Genomic DNA, 26,603 nt, shown 5'->3' on the forward strand with positions numbered 1-26,603 from the left:
AGTGCCATAATGGACAAGTACCCGGACCAAAAGCGCGCAGTGCAATATCTTTACCCGCCGGTCGATCCGTTCGACCAGCGCGTGGTGGATATGGGCGACGGGCACCGCATCTATGTGGAGCAATGCGGCAATCCCGACGGGATTGCGGTGGTGGTTCTGCATGGCGGGCCCGGCGGCGGCTGCAGCCCGGCCATGCGGCGCTATTTCGACCCCGAGGTCTACCGGGTTATTCTGTTCGACCAGCGCGGCTGCGGCCGGTCGCGGCCCACGGCCTCGGTCGAGAACAACACGACCTGGCACCTGGTGGCCGATATCGAGCGCCTGCGGAAACTGTTCGAGATCGATGACTGGATCGTGTTCGGCGGCAGCTGGGGCGCCACGCTGGCGCTGATCTATGCTCAAACCCACCCCGACCGGGTGACCCGCCTGGTTCTGCGCGGCGTGTTTCTGGCCACGCAGGCAGAGCTCGACTGGTTCTATGGCGGCGGGGCCGGCAAGTTCTGGCCCGAGCAATGGGCGCGCTTCACCTCGCTGCTGCGCGACTCGGAACTGTCCGACACCATCGGCGCCTACAACAAGCGGTTGTTCTCGGGCGATCGCGCGACCGAGATCCTGTACGCCCGCGCCTGGTCGCACTGGGAAAACGCGCTGGCCTCGATCCACACGAATGGTGCCGTCGGTGAAAGCCCCGGCGAATATGCGCGCACCTTCGCGCGGCTCGAGAATCACTATTTCATCAACAAGGCGTTTTTGGAATATGACGGCCAGATTCTGGACCGGATGGACCGGATCGCGCATATCCCCGGCCATATCGTGCAGGGCCGGTATGACATGATCTGCCCCCCGCAGGCGGCCTGGAGCCTGGCCGAGAAGTGGCCCGAGGCCGAGCTGAAGATGGTGCGGCAGGCCGGTCACGCCCTGTCGGAACCGGGGATCAGCGCCGAACTGGTGCGCATCATGGACCGAACCGCGCAGGAGATGGCATGACCCGCATCGACCGCCGTGCCCTGTTCACCTCGGGTGCCGCCGCGGCCCTGCTGGCCGCGACGGGGGCCTCGCTGGCGGATACGCCGAAATCGGGCGGCGTGCTGCGCATTGCGGTACCGCGAGACGACAGTCTGGACCGGCTGGCCCGGGGTGCGGTGTTCGACACCCTGACCGAGATTGCGCCCGACGGCACTCTGCGCGGCGAGCTGGCGACCGCCTGGCAGACCGATTCCGAGGCCCGGGTCTGGACCTTCGACCTGCGTGCCGATGCGGTGTTTCACGACGGCGCGGCGCTGACGGCCGGGGATGTTCTGGCGGTCCTGTCCGAGGTCGGACGCGCCGAAGCCCTGGCGTCGGACCGCATCCGGATCGAACTGGCCGAGGCCAACCCCGGCCTGCCGTTCCTGCTGGCCGATACCCGGTTCGTCATCACCCGCGACGGGCAGAGCGTGTCGCCGCTGCAGCAGGCGAACGGCACCGGGTGTTACCGGGTCGAGCGGGCCGAGGACGGGCGCCATTTCCGCGGCCGCCGGGTCGAGGGCCACTACAAGGATGGTCAGGCCGGCTGGTTGGAGGCGGTCGACATCATCGTGATCTCCGACCCGGCCGTGCGGGCCGAGGCGCTGCGCGACCGATACGTGGACGTGTCGGTGCTGCCGGCGGCGCAAGGGCTGCGCGGTCTGGGTGGCGTGCGGTTCTTCCCCAGCGAATCAGAGATGTCGCTGGCGATCTCCGGCACCGTGGGCCTGCCGCGCCGGATCGGGCGGGGGGCCCCCTTGGACGATGGGCGCATCGCGGAACGCTGGTGGATGGCCTGAAACCGGCCTGAAAACCGACGCCGATTGTCCGTTCGTTGACGGCAGGGGTTGCAGACTCGGGGCGTCCTGCGTATATGCAGTTGCAACAGCGGCGCGTCGGACTACTGGTCCGGGGCTCCACCGGAAAGTTTGACGGGCCGCGCGCCCGTTTTTTTGTGCCCGATCGAAGGGTAGAGCACCACATGACAAACGACCTGATAGCCAAGGCGGCGATCGACCGACGACTGGCCGAGATCATCACTCCGGTGATCGAGGATCTGGGGTATGAGCTGGTCCGCATCCGCCTGATGAGCGGCAAGCAGACCACGCTGCAGATCATGGCCGACAAGCCCGATGGCGGCATCGAGGTGGATGATTGCGCCGAGATCTCGAACGCGGTCAGCGCCACGCTGGACGTCGAGGACCCGATCCTCGACGCCTATACGCTCGAGGTGTCCAGCCCCGGCATCGACCGTCCGCTGACGCGGCTGAAGGACTTCGAGACGTTCGAGGGCTACGAGGCCAAGCTGGAAACCACCGAACTGATCGACGGCCGCCGCCGCTTCAAGGGGGAACTGGCCGGTGTCGAAGGGGATGAGGTTCTGATCAACATCCCCAATGGCGAAGAGACCGTGACCATCGGTCTGCAATTCGATTGGCTGAGCGACGCCAAGCTGGTCCTGACCGATGACCTGATCAAGGAAATGCTGCGCCAGCGCAAGGATGCCGGCGCCCTGAACGAAAACGCTTTCGACGAGATTGAGACCGAAGGGTCCGAAGAGGAGACGAACTGATGGCAATCACCTCAGCAAACCAGCTGGAGCTGCTGCAGACCGCCGAGGCCGTGGCCCGCGAAAAGATGATCGACCCCGGTCTGGTCGTCGAAGCGATGGAGGAATCGCTCGCCCGTGCCGCCAAGAGCCGCTACGGCGCCGAGATGGACATCCGCGTTTCGATCGACCGCAAGACCGGCAGGGCGACCTTTACCCGCGTGCGCACCGTGGTAGATGAGGAAGAGCTCGAGAACTATCAGGCCGAGATGACCGTCGATCAGGCGCGCGCCTATTTCGAACCCAGCAAGGATGGTCGCGCGGTCTGGCTGCGCGACGGACAGCCGATCGAGGATTTCTCGACCGGTCCGCAGGTGGGCGACGTGTTCCAGGAAGAGGTTCCGCCCGTCGAAATGGGCCGGATCGCCGCGCAGTCGGCCAAACAGGTCATCCTGCAAAAGGTCCGCGAGGCCGAGCGCGACCGCCAGTACGAAGATTTCAAGGATCGTGTCGGCACCATCATCAACGGCGCCGTCAAGCGCGAGGAATTCGGCAACGTGATCGTCGATCTGGGCGGGGCCGAGGCGGTTCTGCGCCGCAACGACAAGATCGGCCGCGAAAGCTATCGCCCCAACGACCGGGTGCGCGCCTACATCAAGGAAGTCCGCCGCGAACCGCGCGGTCACCAGATCTTCCTGTCGCGCACCGCGCCCGAGTTCATGGCCGAGCTGTTCAAGATGGAAGTGCCGGAAATCTATGACGGCATCATCGAGATCAAGGCCGTGGCCCGCGACCCCGGATCGCGCGCCAAGATCGCCGTGATCTCGCATGACAACTCGATCGACCCCGTCGGCGCCTGTGTCGGTATGCGCGGCAGCCGCGTGCAGGCCGTCGTGAACGAACTGCAGGGCGAAAAGATCGACATCATTCCGTGGAACGAGGATCAGCCGACCTTCCTGGTGAACGCGCTGCAGCCGGCCGAGGTTTCCAAGGTGGTTCTGGACGAGGAAGCCGGCAAGATCGAGGTCGTCGTGCCCGAAGACCAGCTGTCTCTGGCCATCGGCCGCCGCGGTCAGAACGTGCGCCTGGCCAGCCAGCTGACCGGTCTGGACATCGACATCATGACCGAGGCCGAGGAATCGGCCCGCCGCCAGAAGGAGTTCGAGGCGCGGACCAAGCTGTTCATGGACAGCCTCGACCTGGACGAATTCTTCGCCCAGCTTCTGGTTTCGGAAGGCTTCACCAACCTCGAAGAGGTCGCCTATGTCGAGCTGGACGAGCTGCTGGTAATCGACGGTGTCGACGAGGGCACCGCGAACGAGCTGCAGGCACGCGCCCGCGACGTCATCGAAGCCCAGGCCAAGGCGGCGCTGGACAACGCCCGTGCGCTGGGCGCCGAGGACAGCCTCATTGAATTCGAGGGCCTGACGCCCCAGATGGTTGAGGCACTGGCCAAGGACGGCGTGAAAACGCTCGAGGACTTCGCCACCTGCGCCGATTGGGAACTGGCCGGCGGCTGGACCACGGTTGACGGCCAGCGGGTCAAGGACGACGGTATTCTGGAGCCCTTCGGCGTGACGCTGGAAGAGGCGCAGGACCTGGTCATGACGGCACGGGTCATGCTGGGCTGGGTCGATCCCGCCGAGCTGGAGCAGCCCGAGGAAGACGCCGAGGGTGAAACGGTGGAAGAGGAGGCCGAGGCCTGATTGCGGGCCTCGGGTGACGTGAATGAGTCGCGGTGGCGTCCATAAGGATCGGTCCGACGGGCCAGAGCGGAAATGCATCGCCACGGGCGATGTGCAGCCGAAATTCGGCCTGATCCGCTTTGTGACCGGCCCGGACGGGCAGGTGTTTCCGGACGTCGCGGCGAAATTGCCGGGGCGTGGGGTCTATGTCTCGGCGGACCGCAAGGCGCTGGACACGGCCGTCGGCAAGAAGCTGTTCGCGCGCGGGTTCAAGGCGCAGGTCACCGTGCCGCAGAACCTGGTGGACGAGGTCGAACGCCAATTGTCGCGCCGGGTGGTCGAACTGATCAGTCTGGCGCGCAAGTCGGGTGACGCGGTCGCGGGCTATGAAAAGGTCAAGACCTGGCTGGACCGGGAACAGGCCTGGGTGCTGATCCAAGCGGTTGACGGGTCGGGGCGCGGCAAGTCCAAGCTGAGCACGCCGCATTTCGGCAAATACATCGGCTGGCTGACCGCGGACGAGCTTGGACAGGCATTTGGGCGCCAAACGGTGATTCATGCGGCGCTCGCCTCTGGCGGACTCGCCAAACGTGTTGTAGAGGAAGCGCAGCGCCTGCGTGGCTTGCGCGAAACGGATGACGGCGGCAAGGGCCGCGCGGAAGGGTAAGAAGCTTTATGAGCGATAGTGACGGCAAAAAGACATTGGGTCTGCGTGGCGGGGCACGCCCCGGGAACGTGAAACAGAGTTTCAGCCACGGACGGACCAAGAATGTCGTGGTGGAAACCAAACGCAAACGCGTGGTGGTTCCCAAGCCGGGAGCGACCAAACCCAGCGGCGGCGCTGCGCCGGCGGGTGATCCTTCGCGCCGGCCGGCCGGGATTTCCGACGCCGAAATGGCCCGGCGCCTGAAGGCGTTGCAGGCCGCCAAGGCACGCGAGGCCGAAGAGGCCGCCAAGCGCGAGGCCGAGGAAAAGGCGCGTGCCGAAGAGCGCGAGCGTCGCCGCGCCGAACAGGAGGCCAAGGAGCGCGAACAGCGCGAGGCCGAAGAAAAGGCGCGCCGGAAGGCGGAAGAAGAAGAGCGCAAGCGCAAGGAGGCCGAGACCGCCGCTCAGCGCGCGGCCGCCGAGGCCGCCGCGGCGAAAGAAGCGCCCAAGCCCAAGGCCGCGCCGACGGGCAAGGCGCCCGCCGAATCGCCGCGCAAGACCGACCGCGAGCGCGACCAGCGCCAGAACCGCGGCAAGGGCCGTGACGATGGCCGCCGTTCGGGCAAGCTGACCCTGAACCAGGCGCTTTCGGGCGGCGAAGGTGGGCGTCAGCGGTCCATGGCCGCGATGAAGCGCAAGCAGGAACGCGCGCGCCAGAAGGCCATGGGTGGCTCGGTCGAGCGTGAAAAGGTGATCCGCGAGGTTCAGCTGCCCGAGACGATCGTGGTCTCGGAACTGGCCAACCGCATGGCGGAACGCGTGTCCGACGTCGTCAAGTCGCTGATGAACATGGGCATGATGGTCACGCAGAACCAGAGCATCGACGCCGACACCGCCGAATTGATCATCGAGGAATTCGGCCACAAGGTCGTGCGGGTGTCCGACGCCGATGTCGAGGACGTCATCGCCGATATCGAGGACAAGGAAGAAGACCTGCAGCCGCGTCCGCCGGTCATCACCATCATGGGCCACGTCGACCACGGCAAGACCTCTCTGCTGGACGCGATCCGCAACACCAAGGTCGTGTCGGGCGAGGCCGGTGGCATCACCCAGCATATCGGCGCCTACCAGGTGCAGACCAAGGACGGCACCACGCTGACCTTCCTGGATACGCCGGGCCACGCGGCCTTTACCTCGATGCGTTCGCGCGGGGCTCAGGTGACGGATATCGTCGTTCTGGTGGTTGCGGCCGATGACGCGGTGATGCCGCAGACGGTCGAGGCGATCAACCACGCCAAGGCCGCCGGTGTTCCGATGATCGTGGCGATCAACAAGATCGACAAGCCCGAAGCGAACCCCGACAAGGTGCGCACCGACCTGCTGCAGCACGAGGTGATCGTCGAAAAGATGTCCGGCGACGTGCAGGATGTCGAAGTGTCGGCCATCACCGGTCAGGGTCTGGACGACCTGCTGGAAGCCATCGCGCTGCAGGCCGAGATCCTGGAGCTGAAGGCCAACCCGAACCGCGCCGCGCAGGGCGCCGTGATCGAGGCTCAGCTGGACGTGGGCCGTGGCCCGGTCGCGACCGTTCTGGTCCAGAAGGGCACGCTGCACCAGGGCGACATCTTCGTCGTGGGCGAGCAGTACGGCAAGGTCCGCGCGCTGATCAACGACAAGGGCGAACGCGTGAAAGAAGCCGGCCCGTCGGTTCCGGTCGAGGTTCTGGGCCTCAACGGCACGCCCGAGGCCGGTGACGTTCTGAACGTGACCGAGACCGAGGCGCAGGCCCGCGAGATCGCCGAGTACCGCGCGCAGGTCGCCAAGGACAAGCGCGCCGCCGCCGGTGCCGCGACCACGCTGGAACAGCTGATGCAGAAGGCCAAGGAAGACGAGAACGTGGCCGAGCTGCCCATTCTGGTCAAGGCCGACGTGCAGGGTTCGGCCGAGGCGATCGTGCAGGCGATGGAGAAGATCGGCAACGACGAGGTGCGCGTGCGCGTGCTGCACTCGGGCGTCGGCGCCATCACCGAAACCGATATCGGCCTGGCCGAAGCGTCGGGGGCTCCGGTCTTTGGCTTCAACGTGCGGGCCAACGCATCGGCGCGCAACACCGCCAACCAGAAGGGCGTCGAGATCCGCTACTACTCGGTGATCTACGACTTGGTGGATGACGTCAAAGCCGCCGCCTCGGGCCTGCTGAGCGCCGAGATCCGCGAAAAGTTCATCGGCTATGCCGAGATCAAGGAAGTGTTCAAGGTCACCGGCGTCGGCAAGGTTGCCGGCTGTCTGGTCACCGAGGGCGTTGCCCGCCGCTCGGCCGGTGTGCGCCTGCTGCGCGACAACGTGGTGATCCACGAAGGCACGCTGAAGACGCTGAAACGCTTCAAGGACGAAGTGGCCGAGGTTCAGTCGGGTCAGGAATGCGGTATGGCGTTCGAGAACTACGACGATATCCGCCCCGGCGACGTGATCGAGATCTTCGAGCGCGAGGAAGTCACCCGCACGCTGGATTGATCCGGTCGAAAGTGAAGGAAGCGGCGGTCCCCAGGGGCCGCCGTTTTCGTTTTCAGGGGTGGTCGTTCAGAAACGTCCCGTCCTTGAGGATGATGTCGAAATGGTGCGTGCCCGGCTGCAGATCAAAGCTGACGGCATGCCCGGCCTTGCGCAACGCTTCGGCATAGTCGCGGCTCTGCCGGATGAACTCGCCGGTGTCCCGCTCGCCCACCGTGACCCGATAGCGCGGCCCGGGCGCCGGCAGGTTCAGAATGGGGGACAGGTCGTGCAACTCGACCGGGGTCAGCTGCAGTGGATCGTTGACCGGGGTCAGGCTGATCGGTTCCAGGTCGTAGACGCCGCTGATCAGGATGACTTCGCGCACCCGCAGGCCGATCCGGGCGAATTGGTCGGCCGATGTCGCCATGACCATCGCCGCCAGATGCGCGCCGGCGCTGTGCCCGGACAGGGTGACATGCGAGGCATCGAACCCCAGCGACTTGGCCCGGGTGGCCAGCCACATCAGTGCGGTCCGGCATTCATCGACCATCTGGCCCAGCCGCGCGTCGGGGGCGAGCGTGTAGTTCACCGTTGCAAACGCCTGCCCGCCTTGGACCAGCGCGGGTGCCATCATCGCCGAATCGCGCTGGCTGAGCGCCTGCCAATAGCCGCCGTGGATGAACACATGCAGTGATGCGCCAGGCGCGCGGGCGGGAAAAAATCCAGCACTTGCGCGGGCGCGTCGCCATAGTCCAGGTTCTCTTGCACCGTCAGTTGCGCCCGCGCCTGCGCGCTGAGCGCCGAATAGGCCGCCAGATAGGGCGCAATGTCGCCGCCGATCATCGAACTGGGCGCGTATTCGCGTTCCAGTTGTTCTTGGGAAAACCCGCGATACAGCATGGCTCAGCCCTGTTCGCCGTACATGAGGTCGGTGCGCACATCATAGAGATCGTGGAAAAACCGCAGCTCCAGCGCCTTGCGCAGGAAGGCCACGCCGCTGGAGCCGCCGGTGCCGGGCTGCATGCCGATCACCCGTTCGACGGCGGTCGCATGGTCGAAGCGCCACCGCTGGAACAGCGATTCCACATCCATCAGCTTTTCGCCCAGCGCATACAGGTCCCAGTACCGGCCCGTGTTCCGGTAGATCTCGGCCCAGATCTTCACGATGCGCGGATCGCCGGAATAGGTCTTTGAATAGTCCCGGTCCAACAGGTCCTGCGGCACGTCAAACCCCTGCCGCGCCAGCATGTGCAACACCTCGTCGTACAGCGACGGCTTGACCAGGGCGGCGGTCAGCATCTCCATCACTTCGGGGTCGTGTTCATGCACCTTCAGGGTGGCGGTGTCCTTGTTGCCCAGGATGAACTCGATCTGGCGATAGCCGTAGCTCTGGAAGCCGGATGAATTGCCCAGCGCCTTGCGGAAGGTCATGTAGTCGGCGGGCGTCATGGTCAGCAGGGTTTCCCATGCGGCGATCAGCTGGCGCTGGATCGCCTTGATGCGGTCCAGGTTCTTCATCGCGGGGCCGAACTCGTCCTGCTGCAGAAAACGCCGCACCTCGACCAGCTGATGGTGCATCAGTTTCAGCCACAGCTCGCTGACCTGATGGATGATGATGAACAGCATCTCATCCGGTTGGGCCGGGTCCTGGAAGGTTTTCTGCAGGTTCAGCAGGGTCTTGAGCTGCAGGAAATCGCCATAGCTTTTGCGGTGGGTGTCCGCGAAATCGGTCACCAGCGTGTCTTCGATTCCGCGTTCCAGCGGGCGGTCGCCCTTGGCTTTGTCGGCCATCTCATTTCCTCCCCGGCATGTGTGCGCACCTGTCTAGAAGGTGCGTTTGCAACTATCCAGAGGGTCAGGTCCAGTCCAGCACCACCTTGCCCGATTTTCCCGACTTCATGGCGGCAAAGCCCTGCGCAAAGTCATCGGCGGCGAAACGGTGGGTGATGACCCGGCTGACATCCAGCCCGTTCTGCAGCATCGCGATCATCTTGTACCAGGTCTCGAACATCTCGCGGCCGTAGACGCCCTTGATGGTGATCGCCTTGAACACGATGCGGCTCCAGTCGACGGGCGATTTGCCGGGCGGAATGCCCAGCAGGGCGATCTTGCCGCCCATCACCAGCGCCTCGACCATCTGGTCCAGCGCCGCCTGCGAGCCCGACATTTCCAGCCCGACGTCGAAACCCTGGCTCATGCCCAGGTCGGAAATCACCGATTGCAGCTCTTCCTCGGCCACGTTCACCGTCCGGACCGAAGGCACGACATGCTGCGCCAGCGCCAGCCGGTCGGGGTTGATGTCGGTGATCACCACATGCCGGGCGCCGGCGTGGCGGGCCACCGCGGCGGCCATGATCCCGATCGGGCCGGCGCCGGTGATCAACACGTCCTCGCCCAGCAGGTCGAAGCTCAGCGCGGTGTGCACGGCATTGCCCAGCGGGTCGAGAATCGCGCCGATTTCGTCAGGGATGTCGTCGGGCAGGGGCACCACGTTGAAGGCCGGCAGCTTGAGATATTGGGCAAAGGCGCCCTGTTCGTTCACCCCGATCCCGCGGGTGCCGGGGTCCAGGTGGAACTTTCCCGCGCGGCTCTGGCGGCTGTCGGTGCCGATCAGGTGACCCTCGCCCGAGCAGCGCTGGCCGATCTTCAACCCGGTCACGTTGCGGCCCAGCTCGACGATCTCGCCGGCGAATTCGTGGCCGGTGATCATGGGGACGGGCACCGTGTGCGATGCCCATTCATCCCAGTTCCATATATGGATGTCGGTGCCGCAGATCCCGGTCTTCTTCACGCGGATCAGAACCTCGTCGGGGCCGAGCTCGGGGACCGGGGCCTGCACCATCCACAGCCCTTCTTCGGGCCTGGACTTCTCCAGCGCCTTCATCGTGTTGGGTCGCATCAGATCACCCCCAATTCCTTGCCGACCTTGCCGAAGGCCGCCAGCGCGCGGTCCAGCTCGTCACGAGTCAGCGCCGCGTTCATCTGAGTGCGGATGCGGGCCTGGCCGCGCGGGACCACCGGGAAGAAAAAGCCCGAGACATAGACGCCTTCGTCGAACAGGCGGGCGGCCATGTCCTGCGCCAGCTGCGCTTCGCCCAGCATCACGGGGATGATCGGATGTTCACCCGGAAGCAGGTCGAACCCCAGCTTTTCCAGCCCGGCGCGCCAGTATTTGGCATTGCCGAACAGTTGCTTGCGCAGCATGTCGCCGTCTTCGACCAGGCGGATCGCCTCGAGCCCGGCGGCGACGATGGAGGGCGGCAGCGAATTCGAGAACAGATAGGGCCGCGCCCGTTGCCGCAGCAGGTCGATCACTGGCTGCGGCCCGGCGATGTAACCGCCGATTGCCCCCCCAAGTGCCTTGCCCAATGTCCCGGTCAGAATGTCCACGTCCACGCCGAAATGATCCGGCGTGCCCGCGCCGCGCGGCCCCATGAATCCGGTGGCGTGGCAGTCATCGACCATCACGACCGCGTCGTATTTGTCGGCCAGTTCGCGGATCCTGGGCAGGTTGGCCAGGTAGCCGTCCATCGAGAACACGCCGTCGGTGGCGATCATGATGTGCCGCGCCCCGTCCGCGCGCGCCTGTTTCAGCCAGGCTTCGAGGTCGTTCATGTCATTGTTGATGTAGCGATAGCGCTTGGCCTTGCACAGCCGGATCCCGTCGATGATCGAGGCGTGGTTCAGACTGTCCGAGATGACGGCATCCTCGGGGCCCAGCAGGGGTTCGAACAACCCGCCATTGGCGTCGAAGCAGGCCGCGAACAGGATCGAATCGTCCTTGCCCAGAAACTTGGCCAGCTGCTGCTCCAGTTCGCGGTGGATGTCCTGCGTGCCGCAGATGAACCGGACCGAGGCCATGCCGAACCCCTTGGGCTCCATCGCGTTCTTCGCGGCCTCGATCAGCGCCGGATGGTCGGCCAGACCCAGGTAATTGTTGGCGCACAGGTTGATGACCTGACGTCCGCCCACCGTGATCTCGCCGCCCTGGGGCGAGGTGATCATTCGTTCCGTCTTGTACAGGCCTTCCGCCTTGATCTGCGAGAGGGTGTCCGAAACGTGGGACAGGAATGCATCAGCCATGGCGATCTCCTTTTTCTGAGTCGCGTATCTAACATAACGGACGCGCGTCCCAAATAGGAGATTTTCAGTATGGCGGAAAAAAATCCGCGAAGGCGGAAATTGGCCGATTTGTGCGGATCAGGCGTTCTTGACGATCAGGAACACGCGGGCGGGCCCGTCCGGTGCTGCGATGGCGTGGGCCACGTCGGCCGCATACCGGGCCGTGTCGCCCTGCTGCAGTTCCATCGTCGCGGCGCCCGAGGTGACGCGGACGGCCCCTTCCAACACGGTCAGCTGTTCGCGCGCACCGCGGGCATGGGGCTGGCTGTTCAACGCGCCACCTGCGTCGAACCGGATATCATAGACCTCGTGCCCGCCGGCCTCCTCGGGTGGCGAGAGGATGCGGATCCGGCAGGATTGGCCCATGTTGTCGATGCTGGGCACCTCGGCGCTGCGCAGCACCTCGATCTGGTCGGTGGTCTCGGACTCTTCCAGCAGACCGGCGAAATCGACCTGCAGCGCGCGGGTCAGGTTCCACAGAGTCGAGATCGTGGGGCTGCTTTCGCCGCGTTCGATCTGGCTGACCATCGACCGGGATACGCCGCTGAGATTGGCCACTGCTTCCAGTGACAGCCCCTTGGCGCGCCGGGCCTCTTTCAGGCGGGCGGGCAGGCGTGTCAGGATATCGTCTGAATTTTCCGTCATGGCGGAATTTCTTGCGCGTCCGGGCGCGAATTGTCAATTCCGCCGATGACGGAACGTCCCGCGCGACAGGCCCATGCTGCGGGTGCATACTGCGCGCAAATCCTAGAGGAGAGAGACATGACCGACATCGTGATTCTGGACGGTGCCCGCACAGCAATCGGTACGTTCGGAGGGTCGCTGGCCGCGACCCCGCCGATCGATCTGGCCACAGTCGTGACCAAGGCCGCGCTTGAGAAATCCGGCGTCGAAGGCGACCGGATCGGGCATGTGGTGTTCGGGCACGTCATCAACACCGAGCCGCGCGACATGTACCTGTCGCGCGTCGCGGCGATGCAGGCGGGCATTCCGAACGGCACTCCGGCGATGAACGTGAACCGGCTGTGCGGGTCGGGCGCGCAGGCCATCGTATCGGCGGCGCAGTCGCTGATGCTGGGGGATGCCGAGTTTGCCGTGGCCGGCGGTGCCGAGAGCATGTCGCGCAGCCCCTACATCGTGCCGCAGGCGCGTTGGGGCGCCAAGATGGGCGACATCAAGTCATTGGACATGATGCTGGGCGCGCTGAACTGCCCGTTTGGCACCGGGCACATGGGTGTGACCGCCGAGAACGTGGCCGATGAGCACCAGATCACGCGCGAGGAGATGGACGCGTTTGCGCTGACCAGCCAGCAGCGGGCGGCGGCCGCGATCGAGGCGGGCTATTTCGACAGCCAGATCGCGCCGGTGCAGGTCAAGGTCAAGCGCGACATGGTCGATTTCAAGGTCGACGAGCATCCCAAGGCCACCACGGCCGAGGCCTTGGCCGGGCTGCGGCCGGTGTTCCAGAAGGACGGGCGTGTGACTGCGGGCAACGCCTCGGGCATCAATGACGGCGCGGCGGCGATGGTTCTGGCCACGGCGGATGCCGCCGAGAAAGTCGGCCTGACGCCCAAGGCGCGCATCCTGGGCTATGCCCATGCCGGCGTTCGCCCCGAGGTGATGGGAATCGGCCCGGTTCCGGCCGTGCGCAACCTGTTGGAGCGGACCGGCCTGTCGGCAGGCGATTTCGACGTGATCGAAAGCAACGAGGCCTTTGCCGCCCAGGCGCTGGCGGTGAACAAGGAACTGGGGCTGGACCCGGCCAAGGTGAACCCGAATGGCGGGGCCATCGCCCTGGGTCATCCGGTGGGGGCCACCGGGGCGATCATCACGCTGAAGACTCTGTACGAGTTGGAGCGCATCGGCGGGTCGAAAGGGTTGATCACCATGTGCATCGGTGGCGGGCAGGGGATTGCCATCGCCATCGAGCGGCTCTGATCCCGGGCCGGGCAGGGGGGCTGTCTGCCCCCCATCGCGCCGGGGCGCGATTCCCCCCGAGGATATTTTCGGCCAGATGAAGCGACGGCGCCTGTCAGCCCAGACCCGAAAGGAGCAGGACGGCCACTGCCCCGGCGACTGCTCCGATCGCGGCGGGAATGGCCTTGGGCCAGAAATCTGATCCGGAGGGATCATCCTTGCGGGTCTGGGCGATCAGGGCATTTTCGACCAGATCAGGCAGGCGGGGCCCGAACCGTGCAAGAACCAGCGCTGTTTTTCCAAAATCACGCAGGGCGGCGCGGGGGCCGATGGACTGCTTGATATAGTCCTCGACCACGGGGCGGGCGACTTCCCAGATGTTGATATGCGGATCGAGCGAGCGGGCGACGCCTTCGACCACCACCATCGTGCGTTGCAGCAGGATCAGTTCGGTGCGGGTTTCCATGCCGAAGCGTTCGGTCACCTCGAACAGGTAGTTCAGCAGGCGGCCCATCGAGATATGGGTGGCATCCATGCCGAAGATCGGCTCGCCCACTGCGCGCAGGGCGCGGGCGAATTCATCGACGTCCTGATCGGCCGGGACGTAGCCGGCCTCGAAATGCACCTCGGCCACGCGCTTGTAGTCGCGGCGGATGAAGCCGAAGAGGATCTCGGCATAGACGCGGCGGGTGTATTCGTCGATATGGCCCATGATGCCGAAGTCATAGGCGATGATGTCCCCGTTCGCGGCGACCTTGAGGTTGCCCTGGTGCATGTCGGCGTGGAAGAAGCCATCGCGCAGGGCGTGCAGCAGGAACAGGCGCAGCACGCGCTCGGCCAGGTCGCGGCGGTCGTGATTTGCGGCGTCCAGCGTGGCGTTGTCGCCCAGCGGAATACCGTCGGCCCAGCTGAGCGTCATGACCCGGCGCGCGGACAGGGACCAGACCACGGGCGGCAGCCAGAAGCCTTCGTCATTCTGCGTGTTGGCGGCAAATTCCGAGGCCGCCGCGCTTTCGAGCCTGAGATCCAGTTCGCCGCGGACGACGCCGTCGAAATGCTCGATCACTTCCATCGGGCGCAGTCGGCGCGCACCGGGGGCGAAAAGCTGGACGATCCGGGCGGCGAAATAGAACGCATCCACATCCTTGCGGAACGCGCGTTCGATGCCGGGGCGCAGGACCTTGACGGCCACGTCCTCGCCTGTGCTGGCCATCTTGGCCTTGTGGACCTGCGCGATCGAGGCGGCCGCGATCGGTTCGCTGAATTCCGAGAACATCTGATCCAGAGGCTGGCCCAGCTCCTTTTCGACCTCGGCCATGGCCACGTCGCGCGGAAAGGGGGGCAGCTTGTCCTGCAGGACACGGAGCTGTCCGGCCAGCTCTTCGCCGACGACATCGGGGCGCGTGGACAGGACCTGACCGAACTTGATGTAGGCCGGGCCCAGGGCGGTCAGCGCCCGGGTCGCCGGCGGCATGGACGGGTCGCCCTTGTAGCCCAGCCATTGGAACGGTTTGCCCAGAGTGTGGGCCACGACCCGCAACGCGCGCGGAGCCTCGAACGCGTCCAGCACCACGTTCATGGCGCCGGTGCGCTCCAGCGTGGCGCCCGTGCGGATCAGGCGGATGATGTTGTGGGGGCCGCGCATGCGTCAGATCTTCCAGCCGGAATGCAGGGCGGCGATGCCCATGCTGAGGTTGCGGTATTTCGCGTTTTCGAATCCGGCGGCGCGGACCATGCCCAGAAAGGTCTCCTGATCTGGGAATTTGCGGATCGATTCCACCAGGTATTGATAGCTGTCGCGGTCATTCGCGATCAGCTGACCCATGCGCGGGATCACGTTGAAGCTGTAGAGGTCATAGAGTTTCTGCAGCCCGTCATTGGGCAGTTGGCTGAATTCCAGCACCATCAGTCGCCCGCCGGGTTTGAGCACGCGGTAGGCCTCGTTCAGGGCCTCTTGCGGGCGGGTCACGTTCCGGATGCCGAAGGAAATGGTGTAGACATCAAAGGTGTTGTCCTCGAACGGCAGGGCCATCGCGTCGCCCACCACCCAGTCCAGGCTGTCGGCCATCTGCGCGGCCTCGGCGCGTTTGCGGCCCTCGATCAGCATCGGCTCGGTCAGATCCAGTACGGTGGCATGGCCGTGGCCCGCCCGCTTGAGGAAGCGGAACGAGATGTCACCGGTGCCGCCCGCCACGTCCAGCAGACGCTGGCCGGGGCTTGGCGCCAGCCAGTCCATCATCGCGTCCTTCCAGACCCGATGGATGCCCATCGACATGACATCGTTCATCACGTCGTATTTCGACGCGACCGAGTTGAATACGCCCTGCACGCGTCCGGCCTTTTCGGCCTCGGGGACGGTTTCGAAACCGAAATGAGTGGTCTTGTCGCTGTTGTCGGACATAAGCCTTGCCGTTCGTCGAATTTCGTCTCTGTTATAGGGCCTGGAAACCGGGGCACAATGCGGCCCTTTGGAATAGGAGCCGTCTAATGCCCGAATTGCCCGAGGTCGAGACAGTAAGACGCGGCCTTGCCCCGGCGATGGAAGACGTGGTGATCGAAAGGGCGGACGTGAACCGCCCCGATCTGCGCTGGCCGTTCCCCGAGCGGATGGCCGAACGGCTGACCGGCCAGCGGGTCGAACGTCTGCGGCGGCGGTCGAAATACATCCTGGCCGATCTGAGCGGCGGAGAAACCCTGTTGATTCACTTGGGCATGTCGGGCCGCATGACCGTGTCGGGCGATCCGCTGGGCCAGTTCGTGCATCATCACCCGATGCCGCAGAAACATGACCACGTGGTGTTTCACATGGCCAACGGCGCGCGCATCACCTTCAATGACCCGCGCCGGTTCGGGGCGATGGACCTGCTGCCCACGGCCACCGCCGAGCAGCACAAGCTGCTGGCCGTGCTGGGGCCGGAGCCGCTGGGCAACGATTTCAACGAGACCTATCTGATCGAGGCCTTCCGCGGCCGGGGCACACCGGTCAAGGCGGCGCTGCTGGACCAGAGAATCGTTGCCGGGCTGGGCAACATCTATGTCTGCGAGGCGCTCTACCGCGCCAGAGTGTCGCCACGTCGCAAGGCGGGTCAGATCTCGGCCGGGCGGGTCCGAGCCCTGGTTCCGGTGATCCGGACGGTGCTGGCCGAGGCCATCGAGGCCGGCGGATCCTCGCTGCGAGATTTCCGGCAAGCCGATGGAGAGCTTGGATATTTTCAGCACAGTTTTGACGTCTACGGGCGCGAGGGCCAGCCCTGCCGGACCGAGGGCTGCGGGGCCGAGATCCGCAGAATCACCCAGTCTGGGCGGTCGACCTTCTATTGCGCGCAATGCCAAAGATAGCTTGATCCGAGTTTTTCGCGTGATAAGGAAATGGACCTGAACGGAACAACCGAAAGCTCAGACCTCATGGCTTTTGAGACGATCATCGTCGAAATCGAAGACCACGTCGCCCTAATCAAGCTCAACAGACCCGATGCGTTGAACGCGCTGAACACGCAGCTTCTGGGTGAGCTGTGCGAGGCGCTCGAGGACGCGGACGCCAATGACAAGGTGCGCTGCATCGTCATCACCGGATCGGAAAAGGCATTCGCCGCGGGCGCGGACATCAAGGAGATGTCCGAGATGAGCTTTGTCGATGTCTACACCACCAACCTGTTCGCCGACGCCAACGACCGGATCACCGCGATCCGCAAGCCGATCATCGCGGCGGTGGCGGGCTATGCGCTGGGCGGCGGGTGCGAACTGGCCATGATGTGCGATTTCATCATCGCCGCAGACACCGCCAAGTTCGGCCAGCCGGAAATCAATCTGGGCGTCATCGCCGGGATGGGCGGCAGCCAGCGCCTGACGCGGTTCGTGGGCAAGTCCAAGGCGATGGACATGAACCTGACCGGCCGGTTCATGGATGCCGAAGAGGCCGAGCGCGCGGGCCTGGTGTCGCGCGTGGTGCCGGCCAAGAAGCTGATCGAAGAGGCGACCGGCGCGGCCCAGAAGATTGCCGAGAAATCGCTGCTGACCGCGATGGCCGCGAAAGAGGCGGTCAACCGCAGCTACGAGGTGCCGCTGAGCGAGGGCATGCTGTTCGAGCGGCGCGTGTTCCACTCGATGTTCGCGACCGAAGACCAGAAGGAAGGCATGGCCGCATTCCTTGAAAAGCGCGCGGCCCAGTTCCGCGACAAATAGGCAGCGCCGACAGGACCGATGGATCAGGCGGGCGCTGCCCGCCTTTTTTCATGGCAGGCCACAAGGCCGAGAATCGGCTTGGCAAAGACTGAAAACTTGGCTATTGACCGCCACCATACATGCGCGTGCGGCCCGCTTGGCCCGATTCACACTCGTGATTTCTGATCCGGTGCGGGTAATTCCGTGACGTGCAAGCCTAAACAAACGTACCGAACAAAGGTCAGAGACACATGGCAAACTCGCCCCAGGCAAAGAAACGCGCTCGTCAGAACGAGAAGCGTTACGCAATCAACAAAGCACGTCGTTCGCGCATCCGCACCTTCCTGCGCAAGGTCGAAGAAGCAATCGCATCCGGTGACAAGGAAGCCGCAACCGCAGCCTTGCGCGCGGCCCAGCCCGAGCTGATGCGCGGCGTTACCAAAGGCGTGTTCCACAAGAACACCGCGGCTCGCAAGATGTCGCGCCTGTCGGCCCGGGTCAAAGCGCTGGGCTGACTTTACGTCAATATTTGTTGACGAATCCCGATCAAGAAGGCGTCGCCGCGAGCGGCGCCTTTTTCGTTGTTGCCAGAATGCCGCGCCTCGGGAAAACCGAGAGATTCTTTCGCCCGAAGACCCGAGTCAATATCAGAGTTTCGTTGCCCGGCCCCTCTGCCTCTTGCTACCATAGGTTCAGCGATTCACTCGCTTGGGGGGACAGGCTGTTCTCGTGATCTGACCGACGGGCATCGGGAGGATTCGGGGGCGAATGTCGACGGCTGGCTTCGGCCAGTTTGTCGGTCTGCTTGGGATCCCGGGTCTTCCGGTGATCTTGGCCCTGTCGAAAAGAAATCTGTGGCGCAATTCGCCCGCCGGGTATCCGTGAGAACGGACGCGGTACGGTGGAATGTTGACGGAAAGCATGGTTCTGACGCCAGACCGACGGGTTTTGGCGACATGGGATCTGTTGTCGAGTGAACGCGAAAGAGCCGGGAAACCGGTCACAAAAATAAGGCCGGCTGGCCAATAAAGATGGGATGCGTGAGGCGCTGGATGACACAAGAAAAATGGGGACAACTGCGTAACAAATTGCTCAAGGCCGTCGGCCGGAACAATTTTACGACCTGGATCGAACCTCTGGAGTTCCAGGAATTGAAGGGCGGCGTGGCCGTATTTTCAGTTCCGACCAACTTCATGGGCAACTACGTCAGCCAGAATTTTGCTGACCTCATCCTGTACGAGCTGAACACGGCTGGAGAATCGGTCCAGCGCCTGGCGTTCCGCGTGGCTGCGAACACGCCCGCTCGCCCTGCGGCCCCTGTTGTCGAAGACAAGCCCCAGCCCGCCGAAAACGACATGCCGGTACAAGCGACGGCCGCGAACGATGCGCTCGAGTCGCTGCAAGCCGCGCCGCTGGATGCGCGGTTCACTTTCGACACCTTCGTCGTCGGCAAGCCCAACGAACTGGCCCACGCCGCCGCGCGCCGTGTTTCCGAAGGCGGCCCCGTCACCTTCAACCCGCTGGTTCTGTACGGTGGCGTCGGCCTCGGTAAAACGCACCTGATGCATGCCATCGCCTGGGAGCTCAAGACCAAACGCCCCGCGCTCAACGTGCTGTACCTGTCGGCCGAACAGTTCATGTACCGATTTGTCCAGGCCCTCCGCGAACGCCGGATGATGGATTTCAAACACCTGTTCCGCTCGGTCGACGTGCTGATGGTCGATGACGTGCAGTTCATCGCCGGCAAGGATTCGACGCAGGAGGAATTCTTCCACACCTTCAACGCGCTGGTGGATCAGAACAAACAGATCATCATCTCGGCCGACCGCGCGCCCGGTGAAATCAAGGATCTGGAGGAACGGGTCAAGTCGCGCCTGCAATGCGGACTGGTGGTTGACCTGCATCCCACCGATTACGAACTGCGCCTGGGCATTCTGCAGAACAAGGTGCAGCAATACGCCAAGACCTATCCCGACCTGAAGATCGCCGATGGCGTGCTGGAATTCCTGGCCCATCGCATCTCGACCAACGTGCGCGTTCTGGAAGGGGCGCTGACCCGGCTGTTCGCCTTTGCCTCGCTGGTCGGCCGCGAGATCGACATGGAACTGACGCAGGACTGTCTGGCCGACGTACTGCGCGCCTCGGAACGCAAGATCACCGTCGAAGAGATCCAGCGCAAGGTTTCCGATTATTACAACATCCGCCTGTCCGACATCATCGGGCCGAAACGCCTGCGGTCCTATGCCCGCCCGCGTCAGGTGGCGATGTATCTGTGCAAGCAGCTGACCAGCCGGTCGCTGCCCGAGATCGGCCGCCGCTTTGGCGGGCGTGACCACACCACCGTCATGCATGGCGTCAAACGCATCGAAGAGCTGAAGCTGACCGACGGTCAGATCGCCGAAGATGTGGAAATGCTGCGCCGCGCGCTCGAAGCCTGAGCGCGCGCAATCCGGAAAACCGCCCCGGCCCTGCGCGGGGGCGGTTTTTCTGTGCGCATTTTTCCACGATTTCCACGGAACTGGGGCGCAGGGCCGCTCGGGACCTTGACGGTTTGCGCGTTCCGACCCAGAAATCGGTAAAAAATCCTTGTGCCTCAGGGCTGAACCGCTAACTTGCCAGTCCCGCCCATGTAAGCACTCAAATCAGAGGAATTGAGGGTATGAAGATCAGCATCGAACGCGGCACGCTGCTCAAGGCCGTTTCGCAGGCCCAATCCGTTGTGGAACGCCGCAACACGATTCCAATCCTGGCCAATGTGCTGATCGAGGCCGAGGGCGATCAGGTTCTGTTCCGCGCGACCGATCTGGATATCGAGGTGGTCGACAAGGCCCCCGCGCAGGTCGAAAAGGCGGGTGCAACAACGGTTGCGGCAACGACCCTGCACGAGATCGTGCGCAAGCTGCCCGATGGCGCGCTGGTCACGCTGACCGCCGACAGCGCGGCGGGCCGGCTGACGGTCGAGGCGGGGCGGTCGAACTTCTCGCTGGCGACCCTGCCGAAAGAGGATTTCCCGGTGATGGCGTCCTCGGAATACCAGTCGAACTTCACCGCTTCGGCGGCCCTGCTGCGGCGGCTGTTCGACAAGTCGAAATTCGCCATCTCGACCGAAGAGACGCGGTATTACCTCAACGGTGTCTACATGCATGTGGCCGATGGCGCTGAGGGCGGCAAGGTCCTGCGCTGCGTGGCGACGGACGGCCACAGGCTGGCCCGGATCGACGCGGACCTGCCAGCGGGGGCCGAGGACATGCCCGGCGTGATCGTCCCGCGCAAGACGGTGGGCGAGTTGCGCAAGCTGCTGGAAGACGATGACGCGGATATCGCGGTGTCGGTCAGCGAAACCAAGGTGCGCTTTGCCACGCCCGACATCACGCTGACCTCGAAGGTGATCGACGGGACCTTCCCCGACTATACCCGCGTGATTCCGCAGAACAACGCGCGCAAGCTGGAGGTGGACGCGGCCGAGTTCGCCCAGGCCGTCGACCGGGTGGCCACCGTGTCGTCCGAGCGGTCCCGTGCGGTCAAGCTGCAGCTGGAAAACGACAAGCTGGTCCTGTCGGTAAATGCGCCCGACAGCGGCGCGGCCGAGGAAGAACTGGCCGTGGCCTATGGCGACGAACGGCTGGAAATCGGGTTCAACGCCAAGTACCTGCTGGAGATCGCAAGCCAGGTGGACCGCGAGAACGCGGTGTTCCTGTTCAACTCGGCGGGCGACCCGACCCTGATGCGCGAAGGCAATGACCAGAGCGCGGTCTATGTCGTGATGCCGATGCGCGTCTGATCGCGCGGGCGCGGGATGCGTCCGGCGCGCGTGTTTGTGCAAGGATGAAGGGAGGGGTCATGGCTTTGGCCCTGACCGAATTGACGGTCTCGCATTTTCGGTCGCACAAGCTGGCGCGCATGGCGCTGGACGGGCGGCCGGTGGCCTTGTACGGGCCGAACGGGGCCGGCAAGACCAATATCCTCGAGGCGGTATCCCTGTTTTCGCCCGGCCGCGGCATGCGCCGGGCCAGTGCTGCCGAGATGACGCGCCGGCCCGAGGCGCTGGGCTGGAAGCTGAGCGGTCTGCTGGACGTTCAGGGCCGCCGGTCCGAGATCGAAACCTGGTCCGAAGGGGGCGCAGCGCGGCAGGTCCGGATCGACGGAAAGGCAGCCAGCCAGATCGATCTGGGCAAGCTGGCGCGGGTCGTCTGGTTGATGCCCGCGATGGACCGGCTTTGGATCGAGGGCGCCGAAGGCCGGCGGCGGTTTCTGGACCGGGTGACGCTGAGTTTCGACCCAAGCCATGCCGAGGCCGCCTTGACCTATGAAAAGGCCATGCGCGAACGGAACCGCCTGCTGAAAGAGCAGGTGCGCGACGCGCACTGGTACGCCGCGCTCGAGGCCCAGATGGCCGAAACCGGGCATCGCATTCATGCTGCGCGGCTGGGTGCTCTGGCGCAGTTGCGCGCGGCGCAGGAGCAGGCCGAGACCGCCTTTCCCTCGGCGGAACTGGAACTCGTCCAGTCCGAAGGGGACATGCCCGAGAGCGCGCAGGATCTGATGGAGGCCTTGGCCGAAAGCCGGTTCCGCGACCTGGCGGCGGGGCGCACATTGGTGGGGCCGCATCGGTCGGATCTGCACGGGGTCTATGCGGCCAAGGGCATCGCGGCCAGTGAGTGTTCGACCGGAGAGCAGAAGGCGCTGTTGGTGTCGTTGATTCTGTCCAACGCGCGGGCGCTGGCCGCGCAGGTCGGGGCGCCGCCGATCCTGTTGCTGGACGAGGTGGCGGCCCATCTGGATGCGGATCGCCGGGCGGCGTTGTACGACGAAATCTGCGCGCTGGGGGCGCAGGCCTGGATGACCGGAACGGGCCCCGAGCTGTTCGCCGAACTGGGCGACCGGGCACAGTCATTCGAGGTCAATGACGCGGGTGACGGCTCGACCGTCACCCCCGCCTGAGCGGATCAGGCCGGCTCGCTGACTTTGCGTTCCCACAGGAAGGGGCGCATCACCTCGTCCACCGGCGTCTGGGCCATGTGGTTGACGTAGTTCGACATGGTTTTCTGCGCCAAGCCCAGGATCACGTCCAGAACGGCGCGGTGGGAATAGCCCGCATCGAAGAACGCCTGCAACTGCGCGCCGGTGACGTTGCCGCGCTGGTTCATCACCTGCCGCGTGAACGTCCGCAGTGCTTCGAGCTTGGGCGAGGGCAGCGGGGTTTCATTGCGCAGCGCTTCGGTGATCTCGTCCGACACCTTCATCATCTTGGCGATGCCGGTATGGGCCGGAACGCAATAGTGGCATTCGTTTTCCACGTTGATGGTCTGCCAGACGACGGTTTTCTCGTCATTGTCGAACTCGGTCTGCAGGAACAGGTGGTGCAGAACCTGATAGGCCTCAAGGTGCTGTGGGCTTTCGGCCATGACCTTGTGCAGGCCCGGCAGGCGGCCAAACGCGGCCTGCGATTTCTCGAGCAGGGGTTTCGAACCTTCGGGGGCGGTGTTGAGGTCATGCGAAGGAAAGTTGGCCATTTCGGGTCTCCTTTTCTGGCGGCTGAGTCCGAAATAGGCTTTATTGAGTGATCGCTCAAGTATATATTTGAGTAATCGTTCAAGAATTGGTGATCACATGCCTCGCAAACCCACCTATGACCGTGACGCGCTGATCGCGCAGGCCCGAGACCTGTTCTGGCGTCAGGGCTGGGCGGGCACGTCCCTGAAGGATCTCGAGCGTGCGCTGAAGTTGAAGCCAGGCAGCTTCTACGCCGCCTTCGGGTCCAAGGACGCCTTGTATGCCTTGGCGCTGGAACGCTATGCGGATGAAGGTGTCGCCCGGCTTGAAGCCCTGGCCCGGGAGCTGGGGCCGCTGGGTGCGCTGAAGACCCAGCCGCGTTTGGTCGTCGAGGCCGCGAACGCGCCCGCAAAGGCCTGCATGCTGGCCAAGACCTATGCCGAGTTGAGCGCAAAGGATCACGACCTGGCGCAACTGGCCGCGACCCATCTGTCGCGGATGAAAGGCTGTTTCGCCGATCTGTTCCGGCAGGCGCAGGCGCAGGGGCAGATCGGCGCCGACCATGATCCCGAACGGCTGGCGGCGCGCTACCAGTCCGACTTGTTGGGCCTGCGCCTGTCGGCCGAGCGCGGCGATGTCGATGCCCGCCAAATCGCTGCTGATATCGCCGCCGATCTGGATCGGTTGTGACCGTCCGGGGCGGACGGACCAGCCTGCCCCGCGCCCGAAAGAACCGGCACAAAATCTGGTGGGATGACGTGACAATCCCCACCAGAGAACGTATAAGTTACCAAAATAATATAGGTACTGACGGCATGTCCGAAGACGCACAGGCAAATCAGGAATACGGCGCGGAATCCATCAAGGTTCTCAAGGGGTTGGAGGCTGTCCGCAAACGCCCCGGAATGTATATCGGCGACACCGATGACGGGTCCGGTCTGCACCACATGGTGTACGAGGTCGTGGACAACGGCATTGACGAGGCTCTGGCCGGTCACGCCGACCATGTGACCGTCAAGATTCACGCCGATTCCAGCGTCTCGGTCAGCGACAACGGACGAGGGATTCCGGTGGACATCCACCCCGAAGAAGGCGTCTCGGCGGCCGAGGTCATCATGACCCAGCTGCACGCCGGCGGGAAATTCGACTCGAACTCGTACAAGGTGTCGGGGGGCCTGCACGGCGTGGGCGTTTCGGTGGTGAACGCCCTGTCCGACTGGCTGGAGCTGCGCATCTGGCGCAACGGCAACGAACATTTCGCCCGGTTCGAACGTGGCGAGACTGCCGAGCACCTGAAGGTGGTCGGCGACTGTGGCGACCGGACCGGAACCGAGGTGCGGTTCCTGGCCTCGACCGATACGTTCTCGAATCTCGACTATTCCTTCGAGACGCTGGAAAAGCGCCTGCGCGAACTGGCCTTCCTGAACTCGGGCGTGCGGATCATCCTGGTTGACGAACGCCCGGCCGAACGGCTTGAGACCGAGCTGTTCTATGAAGGCGGCGTCAAGGAATTCGTGAAATACCTCGACCGGTCGAAAACACCGATGATGCCCGAGCCCATCTATATCAAGGGCGAGCGCGACGATATCGGCGTCGAGATCGCGATGTGGTGGAACGACAGCTATCACGAGACGGTCCTGCCCTTCACCAACAACATCCCGCAGCGGGATGGTGGCACCCATGTGGCCGGTTTCCGCGCCGCCCTGACCCGCACGATCAACAACTATGCCCAGTCCAGCGGCATCGCGAAGAAGGAAAAGGTCAACTTTACCGGCGACGACGCGCGCGAGGGTCTGACCTGCGTGCTGTCGGTCAAGGTGCCCGATCCGAAATTCTCGAGCCAGACCAAGGACAAGCTGGTCAGTTCCGAGGTGCGCCCGGCGGTCGAGGGGATGGTCAATGAGAAACTGGCCGAGTGGTTCGAGGAAAACCCCAACGAGGCCAAGACCATCGTCGGCAAGATCATCGAGGCCGCGCTGGCGCGCGAGGCCGCCCGCAAGGCGCGCGAACTGACCCGCCGCAAGACGGCGATGGACGTGAACTATCTGGCCGGCAAGCTCAAGGATTGTTCCGAGAAGGATCCGTCCAAGACCGAACTGTTCCTGGTCGAGGGGGACTCGGCCGGCGGTTCGGCCCAGACCGGTCGTGATCGTCTAACGCAGGCGGTTCTGCCCCTGCGCGGCAAGATCCTGAACGTCGAGCGCGCGCGCTTCGACCGGATGCTGTCCAGCCAGGAAATCGGCAACCTTGTGATGGCGCTGGGCACCGGGATCGGGCGGGACGAATTCGACATTTCGAAGCTGCGCTATCACAAGATCGTCATCATGACCGATGCCGACGTGGACGGCGCGCATATCCGCACCCTGCTCCTGACCTTCTTCTACCGGCAGATGCCCGAGTTGATCGAGGGCGGATACCTCTATATCGCGCAGCCGCCGCTCTACAAGGTTTCGCGCGGCAAGTCCGAGGTCTACCTGAAGGATCAGGCGGCTCTGGACGATTACCTGATCAACCAGGGGATCGAGGGCGCGGTTCTCAGGCTGGGGTCGGGCGAAGAAATCGTAGGGCAGGATCTGGCCCGCGTGGTCGATGAGGCACGGCAGCTCAAACGCGTGCTGGACGCCTTCCCGACGCATTACCCGCGGCACATCCTGGAACAGGCCGCGGTTGCGGGCGCCTTCGTGCCGGGCGCGGTGGATGCCGACCTTCAGGGCGTGGCCGACAAGGTCGCCGCACGGCTGGACCTGATCGCGCTGGAATACGAGCGCGGCTGGCAGGGCCGGATCACCCAGGATCACGGCATCCGTCTGGCCCGCATCCTGCGCGGCGTCGAGGAAGTTCGCACGCTGGATGGCCCGATGCTGCGATCCGGAGAGGCGCGCAAGACCGGCAGCTTCACCCAGAGCCTTCAAGAGGTCTATAGCCTGCCGGCAACGTTGGTCCGACGGGATCGGGTGCAGGTCATCCACGGCCCGCTGGACCTGTTGCGCGCGATTCTGGAAGAGGGTGAAAAGGGCCTGTCGCTGCAGCGGTACAAGGGCTTGGGCGAGATGAATCCCGATCAGCTTTGGGAAACCACGCTGGACCCCGACGCAAGGACACTGTTGCAGGTGCGTGTCAATGACATGGTCGAGGCTGATGATTTGTTCACCAAGTTGATGGGGGATGTTGTCGAGCCGCGCCGCGAGTTCATCCAGAAGAACGCGCTGAGCGTTGAGAACCTGGATTTCTGAGGTGGTGTACGACCGCCCATAAGCTTGCGCTCGCCGCATAAGCCTGCGCGCTTTGCCCAAAAGTCTGCGCGTTGCGAGGAAATCAAGTAGGCAGGTGCAATGCCGGCCCTACGAAGCCACTGAAGCACACGGGTTCTTCACGCTTGTAGTCGATACCTACCGGAAAGGACGACAAAGGGGGGCTCCGCGAGATCACAGAACCCCCCTGTGAACCGGCATGCAAAATTGACCCCGGTATTGGGGTAATCGGCGTCCAAATTTGACCCCCCTGATATTTGATTTCGGTAGCTTTCTCACGGA

General features: G+C 64.2%; 24 protein-coding genes. 15 read left to right on the forward strand and 9 right to left on the reverse strand.

Going from position 1 to position 26,603, the window contains the following annotated elements; all coding sequences use genetic code 11:
* The first annotated feature begins 9 nt into the window (after positions 1 to 9).
* From pip to infB, 6 genes are all read left to right on the forward strand, one after another.
* Positions 10 to 987: a prolyl aminopeptidase gene (gene pip / locus F3H26_RS10415; protein WP_149775994.1), complete on the forward strand. Its 978-nt coding sequence runs from the start codon at positions 10 to 12 to the stop codon at positions 985 to 987.
* Positions 984 to 1,805: an ABC transporter substrate-binding protein gene (locus F3H26_RS10420; RefSeq protein WP_149775995.1), complete on the forward strand. Its 822-nt coding sequence runs from the start codon at positions 984 to 986 to the stop codon at positions 1,803 to 1,805. Before pip ends, F3H26_RS10420 begins: the two co-directional genes overlap by 4 nt.
* A gap of 182 nt (positions 1,806 to 1,987) precedes the next feature.
* Positions 1,988 to 2,578, forward strand: a complete 591-nt coding sequence (rimP, locus tag F3H26_RS10425; protein ID WP_149775996.1) for a ribosome maturation factor RimP — start codon at positions 1,988 to 1,990, stop codon at positions 2,576 to 2,578.
* The gene (gene nusA, locus F3H26_RS10430; protein WP_149775997.1) at positions 2,578 to 4,260 is read left to right on the forward strand and encodes a transcription termination factor NusA; all 1,683 of its coding nucleotides are present in this window, start codon (positions 2,578 to 2,580) and stop codon (positions 4,258 to 4,260) included. Before rimP ends, nusA begins: the two co-directional genes overlap by 1 nt.
* A gap of 22 nt (positions 4,261 to 4,282) precedes the next feature.
* The gene (locus F3H26_RS10435; protein ID WP_149775998.1) at positions 4,283 to 4,906 is read left to right on the forward strand and encodes an RNA-binding protein; all 624 of its coding nucleotides are present in this window, start codon (positions 4,283 to 4,285) and stop codon (positions 4,904 to 4,906) included.
* 8 nt (positions 4,907 to 4,914) lie between these two features.
* Positions 4,915 to 7,398 (forward strand): translation initiation factor IF-2, encoded by a 2,484-nt coding sequence (gene infB, locus F3H26_RS10440; RefSeq protein WP_149775999.1) that lies wholly within the window; start codon positions 4,915 to 4,917, stop codon positions 7,396 to 7,398.
* Positions 7,399 to 7,450: 52 nt separating this feature from the next.
* On the opposite strand, the gene F3H26_RS10445 is transcribed toward infB, so the two are convergent.
* From F3H26_RS10445 to F3H26_RS10465, 6 genes are all read right to left on the reverse strand, one after another.
* Positions 7,451 to 8,062: an alpha/beta hydrolase gene (locus F3H26_RS10445; RefSeq protein ID WP_223162480.1), complete on the reverse strand. Its 612-nt coding sequence runs from the start codon at positions 8,060 to 8,062 to the stop codon at positions 7,451 to 7,453.
* On the reverse strand, positions 8,008 to 8,277 hold the full coding sequence (locus F3H26_RS19620) for a hypothetical protein (RefSeq protein ID WP_223162481.1): 270 nt from the start codon (positions 8,275 to 8,277) through the stop codon (positions 8,008 to 8,010). The genes F3H26_RS10445 and F3H26_RS19620 overlap by 55 nt, the downstream gene beginning before the upstream one ends.
* Before the next feature lie 3 nt (positions 8,278 to 8,280).
* The gene (locus F3H26_RS10450) at positions 8,281 to 9,168 is read right to left on the reverse strand and encodes a tryptophan 2,3-dioxygenase (RefSeq protein ID WP_149776000.1); all 888 of its coding nucleotides are present in this window, start codon (positions 9,166 to 9,168) and stop codon (positions 8,281 to 8,283) included.
* 64 nt (positions 9,169 to 9,232) lie between these two features.
* Complete coding sequence (tdh, locus tag F3H26_RS10455; RefSeq protein ID WP_149776018.1) at positions 9,233 to 10,261, reverse strand: L-threonine 3-dehydrogenase; 1,029 nt, start codon at positions 10,259 to 10,261, stop codon at positions 9,233 to 9,235.
* 14 nt (positions 10,262 to 10,275) lie between these two features.
* On the reverse strand, positions 10,276 to 11,460 hold the full coding sequence (locus F3H26_RS10460) for a glycine C-acetyltransferase (RefSeq protein WP_149776001.1): 1,185 nt from the start codon (positions 11,458 to 11,460) through the stop codon (positions 10,276 to 10,278).
* A gap of 117 nt (positions 11,461 to 11,577) precedes the next feature.
* On the reverse strand, positions 11,578 to 12,144 hold the full coding sequence (locus tag F3H26_RS10465) for a helix-turn-helix domain-containing protein (RefSeq protein ID WP_149776002.1): 567 nt from the start codon (positions 12,142 to 12,144) through the stop codon (positions 11,578 to 11,580).
* A 117-nt stretch (positions 12,145 to 12,261) separates the two neighbouring features.
* On the opposite strand from F3H26_RS10465, the gene F3H26_RS10470 reads away from it, so the two are divergent.
* Positions 12,262 to 13,437 (forward strand): acetyl-CoA C-acyltransferase family protein, encoded by a 1,176-nt coding sequence (locus F3H26_RS10470; RefSeq protein WP_149776003.1) that lies wholly within the window; start codon positions 12,262 to 12,264, stop codon positions 13,435 to 13,437.
* A 94-nt stretch (positions 13,438 to 13,531) separates the two neighbouring features.
* Here the strand turns inward: F3H26_RS10470 and ubiB are convergent, their stop codons facing one another.
* Positions 13,532 to 15,061, reverse strand: coding sequence for a 2-polyprenylphenol 6-hydroxylase (ubiB, locus tag F3H26_RS10475; RefSeq protein ID WP_149776004.1), 1,530 nt, complete (start codon positions 15,059 to 15,061; stop codon positions 13,532 to 13,534).
* Positions 15,062 to 15,064: 3 nt separating this feature from the next.
* Positions 15,065 to 15,817 carry a bifunctional demethylmenaquinone methyltransferase/2-methoxy-6-polyprenyl-1,4-benzoquinol methylase UbiE gene (ubiE, locus tag F3H26_RS10480; RefSeq protein ID WP_149776005.1) on the reverse strand — a complete coding sequence of 251 codons (753 nt, stop codon included), beginning with the start codon at positions 15,815 to 15,817 and terminating at the stop codon, positions 15,065 to 15,067.
* An 86-nt stretch (positions 15,818 to 15,903) separates the two neighbouring features.
* Between ubiE and mutM the strand changes: the two genes are divergently transcribed.
* The 6 genes from mutM to recF all read left to right on the forward strand — a co-directional run bounded on the left by mutM (position 15,904) and on the right by recF (position 22,518).
* Positions 15,904 to 16,755 carry a bifunctional DNA-formamidopyrimidine glycosylase/DNA-(apurinic or apyrimidinic site) lyase gene (mutM, locus tag F3H26_RS10485; RefSeq protein ID WP_149776006.1) on the forward strand — a complete coding sequence of 284 codons (852 nt, stop codon included), beginning with the start codon at positions 15,904 to 15,906 and terminating at the stop codon, positions 16,753 to 16,755.
* Positions 16,756 to 16,821: 66 nt separating this feature from the next.
* A complete protein-coding gene (locus tag F3H26_RS10490; protein ID WP_149776007.1) occupies positions 16,822 to 17,598 on the forward strand; it encodes an enoyl-CoA hydratase in 777 nt (258 codons plus the stop codon).
* A gap of 230 nt (positions 17,599 to 17,828) precedes the next feature.
* Positions 17,829 to 18,092 (forward strand): 30S ribosomal protein S20, encoded by a 264-nt coding sequence (gene rpsT / locus F3H26_RS10495; RefSeq protein WP_005979273.1) that lies wholly within the window; start codon positions 17,829 to 17,831, stop codon positions 18,090 to 18,092.
* A 537-nt stretch (positions 18,093 to 18,629) separates the two neighbouring features.
* Positions 18,630 to 20,015: a chromosomal replication initiator protein DnaA gene (gene dnaA / locus F3H26_RS10500; RefSeq protein ID WP_149776008.1), complete on the forward strand. Its 1,386-nt coding sequence runs from the start codon at positions 18,630 to 18,632 to the stop codon at positions 20,013 to 20,015.
* Between the two features lie 221 nt (positions 20,016 to 20,236).
* On the forward strand, positions 20,237 to 21,358 hold the full coding sequence (gene dnaN, locus F3H26_RS10505) for a DNA polymerase III subunit beta (RefSeq protein WP_149776009.1): 1,122 nt from the start codon (positions 20,237 to 20,239) through the stop codon (positions 21,356 to 21,358).
* 59 nt (positions 21,359 to 21,417) lie between these two features.
* Positions 21,418 to 22,518 carry a DNA replication/repair protein RecF gene (recF, locus tag F3H26_RS10510; protein WP_188127742.1) on the forward strand — a complete coding sequence of 367 codons (1,101 nt, stop codon included), beginning with the start codon at positions 21,418 to 21,420 and terminating at the stop codon, positions 22,516 to 22,518.
* A 5-nt stretch (positions 22,519 to 22,523) separates the two neighbouring features.
* Here recF and F3H26_RS10515 read toward each other — a convergent pair whose 3' ends face one another.
* Positions 22,524 to 23,090, reverse strand: a complete 567-nt coding sequence (locus tag F3H26_RS10515) for a carboxymuconolactone decarboxylase family protein (RefSeq protein WP_149776011.1) — start codon at positions 23,088 to 23,090, stop codon at positions 22,524 to 22,526.
* Between the two features lie 97 nt (positions 23,091 to 23,187).
* On the opposite strand from F3H26_RS10515, the gene F3H26_RS10520 reads away from it, so the two are divergent.
* Together F3H26_RS10520 and gyrB are read left to right on the forward strand one after the other, a co-directional pair.
* Complete coding sequence (locus tag F3H26_RS10520; RefSeq protein WP_149776012.1) at positions 23,188 to 23,760, forward strand: TetR/AcrR family transcriptional regulator; 573 nt, start codon at positions 23,188 to 23,190, stop codon at positions 23,758 to 23,760.
* A gap of 125 nt (positions 23,761 to 23,885) precedes the next feature.
* Entirely contained in the window at positions 23,886 to 26,303 is a 2,418-nt protein-coding gene (gyrB, locus tag F3H26_RS10525; protein ID WP_149776013.1) for a DNA topoisomerase (ATP-hydrolyzing) subunit B, read from the forward strand.
* Positions 26,304 to 26,603 lie beyond the last annotated feature (300 nt).

It is taken from the genome of Ruegeria intermedia (assembly GCF_900129345.1).
GTDB lineage: Bacteria > Pseudomonadota > Alphaproteobacteria > Rhodobacterales > Rhodobacteraceae > Ruegeria > Ruegeria intermedia.